Source organism: Arsenicicoccus cauae, from assembly GCF_009707125.1.
Taxonomy (GTDB): domain Bacteria; phylum Actinomycetota; class Actinomycetes; order Actinomycetales; family Dermatophilaceae; genus Arsenicicoccus; species Arsenicicoccus cauae.
Genome location: NZ_WLVL01000052.1, coordinates 1 through 6,787 on the forward strand (window position 1 = coordinate 1; position 6,787 = coordinate 6,787).

1 protein-coding gene is annotated in these 6,787 nt (G+C 71.1%); it reads left to right on the forward strand.

Going from position 1 to position 6,787, the window contains the following annotated elements; genetic code table 11:
- Nucleotides 1–350: 350 nt before the first annotated feature.
- Nucleotides 351–6,787 (forward strand): DUF6531 domain-containing protein (locus GGG17_RS17285; protein ID WP_154594524.1); only part of this gene is annotated, 6,437 nt, incomplete at its 3' end.

Genomic DNA, 6,787 nt, shown 5'->3' on the forward strand with positions numbered 1-6,787 from the left:
CACCTCGTTGCGCTCGTCCGTGCCGGCGCGGAGTTCAGCAACGGCAAGCTCGTCGAACGACCCGACGAATCAGGAGGTCACGCTCACGCCGCCTGACACATCAATCCACAGGTCTTGACTATTCCTCCCGTCACACGCACGAATATGCGTACCCCGCTGTGGCGTGTCAGGGTGCGGTCAGGTTTACTTGTCCTGGGTCACTGTGTGGTGGTTCCCCGTTGCTCTGGGTGAAGGGCTTCGCCTCGTGGAGGGTTCCCATGTCGTTGTGGGGTCTGGCTTCTCGTCGGGTGTTCGTGGCGGCCGTGGTTGCGGTGGGCGCGTTGGTCGCAGCGGATGGGACTGCGGCTGCGGTGCCTGAGGCTCCACCAGCACGTGTCCCGCAGGCCAAGCCGGCGGCGCCGCGGGTGGACTCGGCGCGGGACGTGGTGTCGGCGCGGGTGGCTGCGCGGGCGCAGGGCGCCCCGGTGGAGGCTCTCTCGGAGCGGTCCGAGTTCGCGCGGACGTGGGTGAACCCGGATGGGACGTTCACCACGCGCGCGTCGGTGGGGCAGACCAGCGTGAAGGACGCCACGGGCGCGTGGGCGGACGTGGACCTGACGATGGCGGCGGCGCTGGACGGTTCTGTGGCTCCGAAGCGCCCGGTGGTGGGGGTGCGGGTTGGCGCGGCGGGCACGAGTGTGGACCACGGCGCGGGACGCCAGGTGACGCTGGGGTGGACGGGACGGATGGGCAAGCCGGTCCTGTCGGGGGCGTCGGCGACGTGGCCGGACGTGGCGACCGGGGTGGACTACCGCGTGGACGCGCTGCGGAGCGGGTTCGAGTCGTTCTACGTGGTCAAGGACAAGTCCGCGGTGAACCCGGCTACGGGGTTGTCGTGGACGGTGCCGTTGAAGACCAGGGGCTTGATCGCGAAGCCGACCCCGGTTGGGGGAGTGGACTTCGTCGACGCGCACGGCAAGACGGTCTCGCGGCTGGCTCCGGCGTCTGCGTGGGACGCGAAGGTCGATCCCCGCTCGGGCGACCCCGCGAACCGGGTGCCGGTGAAGATGACTGTCGCCCAGGCCAACCCGGGCCAGGCGACGTTGACGGTGAGCGTGGACAAGGCGTGGGCGTCCGACCCGGCGCGGGTGTTCCCGATCGTGGTGGACCCGACGTACGCGTCGTTGACGGTCAAGCCGAGCTTCGACACGTTCGTGCAGTCGAACTTCACCACCGACGAGTCCGGGTCGACCGAGCTGAAGGCCGGCACCTATGACGGGTCGACGGTGGCGCGGTCCTTCCTGAACGTCCCGCTGGGCAGCTTCCACGGTCTGCAGGTGAAGTCCGCGTCGCTGCGGCTGCGGGAGGCGTGGTCGAGCTCGTGCACCGCGACCGGGATGAACGTGTTCGCCGCGAACCCGGCGTCGACGGCGACCCGATGGACCGCGCAGCCGTACATCAACCCGACCGTGTACGGGTCGGTGTCGGCGGCGAAGGGGTACTCGAGCGCGTGCCCGGCCGGTGACGTGAGTGTCCCGTTGACGAGCCTGTTCCAGGCGTGGTCGACCGCGTCGTCCTCGACGGGCGCGGTGGCGTTGAAGGCCGCGAGCGAGACGGACATCCGGTCGTGGAAGAAGTTCGCGTCCTCAGAGACGGCGACGCCGCCGGTGTTCACGATCACCTACAACCGCAAGCCGAACGCTGCCGCGGCCCCAGCGATGACGTTCCCCGCGGTGACGTACAAGGCCCCGACCTGGACGTCGTCGTTGATCTACACCCCGGACCTGACGCCGGAGTTCCAGATGGCGGCGACCGACCCTGACGGCAACGACGTCACCCTCAAGGTCGAGATCCACACCACGAACACCGCCGCCACCAACGCGACCCCGCTGACGTCGTGCCAGGTCAAGGCCGCCTCAGGGCAGGCCGGCAAGTGCTCGGTGCCCGGCACCCTGTCCGACAACGCGGTCTACTACGCCCGCGTCGCGGTGCAGGACGACCAGGGCCTGTGGAACGGGACCTGGTCGCCGTGGACGACGTTCCGCACCGCCGCCGGCATCCCCGCCAAGCCGGTCGTGTCCTGTCCGGCCCCGTACCAGACCAGCGGGTCGTGGACCGACACCGCGCCCACCGCGCCGGTGACGTGCACGATCACCGCGGCCGGTGCCACGACCAGCACCCCGGCGTACATCCACTACCGGCTCGACGGCGCCGCGGAGAAGACCGTCGCGATCACCCCCTCCAGCGACCCGAGAACCGCCAAGACCACCGTCACCATCCCCACCACCACGGGCGGGCACTCGATCGAGGCGTGGAACGCCTCGATCACCGGGAAGCTGTCCGCCCACGTCACCCACACCCTCGGGTGGGGCAACGCGGCCATGACCACCCCCACCCCGGCCCCCGCCGCCACCGTGGACGGTCAGCAGGTCGCCGCCGGCGTGCGGGTCGCGGCCACCACCACCGGCGCGATCCGGGTCGCCGCAGCCGGGCCCCCGAAGGGCTCCGCGACGACCGTCACCGGCAAGGTCCAGTGGCGCGTGTCCGGGTACGGCACCACCGAGACCGGCAAGTGGAACGACGCGACCGGCCTGACCGGCGTGTCCCTGACCGGGACCGGGTCCTCGACGACGTCGCTGGTGTATTCGGCGGCGTGGGACTCCATGACCGCTGACGTCGACAACGCCCAGACCCCCGCGGTCACCCTCAACGACCGCGTCCCGGTCCTGATCGACGTGCAGGTCTGCTTCACCTACTCCACCGGCACCCAGTGCACCTGGTCGGCGTCCCCGGTCACCATCTCCCGGGTCCCGCACGCCTTCGGCAACGGCTTCCCCACGTCCGACGCCGGCCCCGGGCAGGTCGCCCTGTTCACCGGCGAGTACAACCAGTCGGCCACTGACGTGTCCGTGCCCGGGTACACCGGTGACCTGACCCTGTCCCGGTCCCACTCCACGTACGGCAACAACACCACCGCCCAGGCCACCCCCGCCGCCAGCGTGTTCGGGCCGGGCTGGACCGCGAACCTGGACGGCTCGGACGCCGGCCTGGCCGGGCTGACCCCGATCGACGCCACCCACATCGACGGGTCCATGGTGTTCGCCGCCGAGGACGGCACCACCCTCATCTACCGCCCGGTCGACGGGCTGCGCCGCACCGGCGCGACCATGAACCCCAAGGCGTGGGTGCCCGCGGACGACGACACAGCCCTGGACGGCACCACCCTGGCCTGGAACGAGCAGACCAAGACGTTCACCCTCACCGAGGCCGACGGCACCACCACCACGTTCACCGCCACCAAGGCCCCCACCACCGGCGCCGCCGGCCAGTTCGCACCCGCCACCGTCACCGAGCCCGGGTCCGGCACCACCACCTACACCCGCAACACGACCGGACTCGTGACCCGGATCCTGGCGCCCGTCCCCGCCGGGATGACCGCCGCGGACTGCCCCGACAACGGCAGCACCACCGGCCTCAAGCCCGGCTGCCGCGCCCTGCGCGTCGCCTACGGCACCAACGGGGCACCGGCCGGGCAGGTCGGGTCCGTCGCGATGGAGATCTACACCCCCGACGCGCTGACCGTGAAGGCCTGCGACGGCACCAGCAGCACCGCCGCGGCCGGGTCGATGGCCACCGTCCCGGTCGCCTGCTACAGCTACGACGCCAGCAAGCGCCTCACCAAGGTCACCGACCCCCGCTCCGGGCTCGGGACCAGCTACACGTACGGCGCCCAGAACGAGATCACCACCATCACCCCCGCCGGGCAGGCCCCCTACCAGCTCGCGTACGCCACCAGCGACTCCCGGTTGAAGCTCGCCAGCGTGTCCCGCCCCAACCCGGGCGGTCAGGGCGCCACCGCCCTGACCCGCGTCCGGTACGGGATCCAGGGCCAGGCCGGTCTGCCCGACATGAGCAGCGCCATGACCAGCCGCTGGGGACAGACCAACCCGCCCACCTACGCGGCCGCCGTGTTCGGCCCCGACTACACCGGCAACACCGACACCGTCACCGGTGACGACTGGCGGTACGCCGACCTGTCCTACACCGACCAGGCCGGGTACACCATCAACACCGCCTCCTACGGCACCGGCACCTGGCTGCCCACATACACGCGGTACAACACCCAGGGCAACGTCACCCTCGAGCTGGACGCCGACGCGATCCAGCGCGCACTGGCCTGGACCGCCGACAACCCCCTGCCCGACGGGCAGGCGTACGACGCGTCCGCGCTCGGCACCGTCACCGACTACAACCCCGACACCACCACGAGCACCGTGGCCGGTGTGCCCGCGAAGGCCCCCGCGGGGTCGTTCGTGACCGACGTGTGGGGACCCCAGCGGCCCTCAGTCCTGCGCGACGGAACCACCACGACCGTGCGCCCGCACACCAAGACCCTCTACGACCAGGGCGCCCCCAACAACGGCGTGAACCCCAAGACCGGCACCGGGTACGGCCTGGCGACCACGGTCACCGTGACCGCGGCCGACACCACCGGCACCGACGTCGAGACCACCGCCCGCACCATTACCGGGTACGAGCCCAAGACACCCGGTGACGACGCCACCAGCGGCTGGACCCTCGGCGCCTCGACGTCCACCACTACGGACATGAACCTGAACGGAACCGTGGACGCCGGCGACATCACCGCCCGCACCTTCCACGACGCCGAAGGCCGCACCACCGAGACCCGCCAGCCGTCCGAGGCGAACACCGGTGGGGGAGCAGGCACCACCCTCACCAGCTACTACACCGCTGCCGCGCAGACCGGCGCCGACGCCGCCTGCGGCGGCCACCCCGAGTGGGCCGGCCTGGCATGCGCTACTCGTCCGGCCGCGCCACCCCCAGGACAGACCCTTCCCGACGAACGAGCCACGAAATACACCTACCAGCTCGCGCCCGCCGCCACCGTGGAGACCAGCGGCGCCGTCACCCGCACCACCACCAGCACGTACCTGCTCGACGGGCGCGCCGACACCGTCACGACGACCGTGGCCGGGCTCGCCTCGAGCGCGGCCCGACCCGGCACCAAGACCCTCTACGACCCCGCCACCGGGATCGCGACCGGGACCGTCGAGCTCGACAGCAACGGGCAACCGACCGGGCCCAGCCAGTCCGCCACGTTCGACACGTGGGGTCGCCAGACCAGCACCACGAACCAGCTCGGTGACAAGGCCACCACCAGCTACGACACCGCCGGGCGGGTCGCGTCCGTCACCGACGCCAAGGGCACCACGAGCTACGGGTACGACGGCACCGACCTCGCCGGGAAGACCGAGCACCGCGGGATGACCACCCGCGTCATCATCACCCGCTCCGCCGGCAAGGGCGACATCACCTACACCGGCGCCTACGACGCCGACGGCAAGCTCTACCGGCAGAGCATGCCCGGCCAGCTCGAGCAGACCACCACCTACGACGACGCCGGTGAACCTACCGGCCTCGCCTACACCGGGCAGGTCACCCCCTACACCACCAGCGCCGACGCCGACGGCAACACCGTCTACACCCCCGGCACCCCCACCCGCGGCGTGTGGATGGCCTGGACCCAGGCCAACGACCCCGCCGGCCGCGTCGTACGCGACTACACCGGACAAGGCGCCGCGTTCGACGGGAAGGCCGGCACCACCGACACCCCCACCAACGTCGCCAAGCCTGGGGATGCCATCGGCTACGACCGCGCCTACACCTACGACCAGGCCGGACGCCTCAGCAAGGTGACCGACCGGACCGCCACGACGACGGGCACCACCGTCACCCCCGACACCGACGCCACCACGACCGACGGCACCACCAGCAGCATCCCCTGCCAGGTCCGTACCTACGGCTTCGACGGCACCCTGGGCGTGAACGGGAACCGGACCAGCCACCGCGTCGAAGACCACGCCGACGGCTCCTGCGCCAGCACACCCAGCCAAGTGCTGGACAAGACGTACGCGTACGACACCGCCGACCGCCCCACCACCGGCACCAACGCCGTCGGCGCGTACACGTACGACGAGCTCGGGCGGCAGACCCTCGTGCCCGCCGTCGACGCCCCCGACCCGGCCAGTGGGGACATCACCCTCGGGTACTTCGACAACGACCTCCCCGCCAGCGCGCGGCAGGGCGGCACCGACACCACCTTCACCCTCGATGTCGCGGGTCGGCGTCTGACCCAGCGCACCACCAGCACCGGCGGGGCCGTGCAGTCCCAGACCGTGGTGCGGCACTACACCGACGGCACCGACAACCCGTCCTGGACCGTCATCACCCCCGACGGCGGAACCCCAGCCACGACGCGGTTCGCTGAGTCGCTCGGCGGAGACCTCGGCGCCCAGCTCGCCCAGGACGGGGCCGTCGACCTGACCCTGACCACCCTGCACGGCGACACCGCCACCACCCTCACCATCCCCGCCGACCAGTCACAAGACGCCGCAGCCACACGGATCAACGGGTGGAGCGACTACACCGAGTACGGCACCCCCAGAAACCCCTGGGCCACCATGAACGTCGACGGGCCCCTCGGCTACGGATGGCTCGGAGCCAAACAACGCTCCACCACCCTCGAAACCGCCGGCCTCACCCTCATGGGCGACCGCTACTACAACCCCACCCGCGGCGCCTTCACCAGCCTCGACCCCGAACCCGGCGGCAACCCCACCGCCTACACCTACCCCCTCGACCCCATCAACAGCTACGACCTCGACGGGCGCCGGCAAGAGGTAGGCGGGTACGGTGGAGGAGGCGGAGGCGGCTCCAGTTACGGCGGCAACTTCGACCTGTACGACACCCGCAAGAACGGCAAGGGTGTCGTGGGTGCCGCCTACCG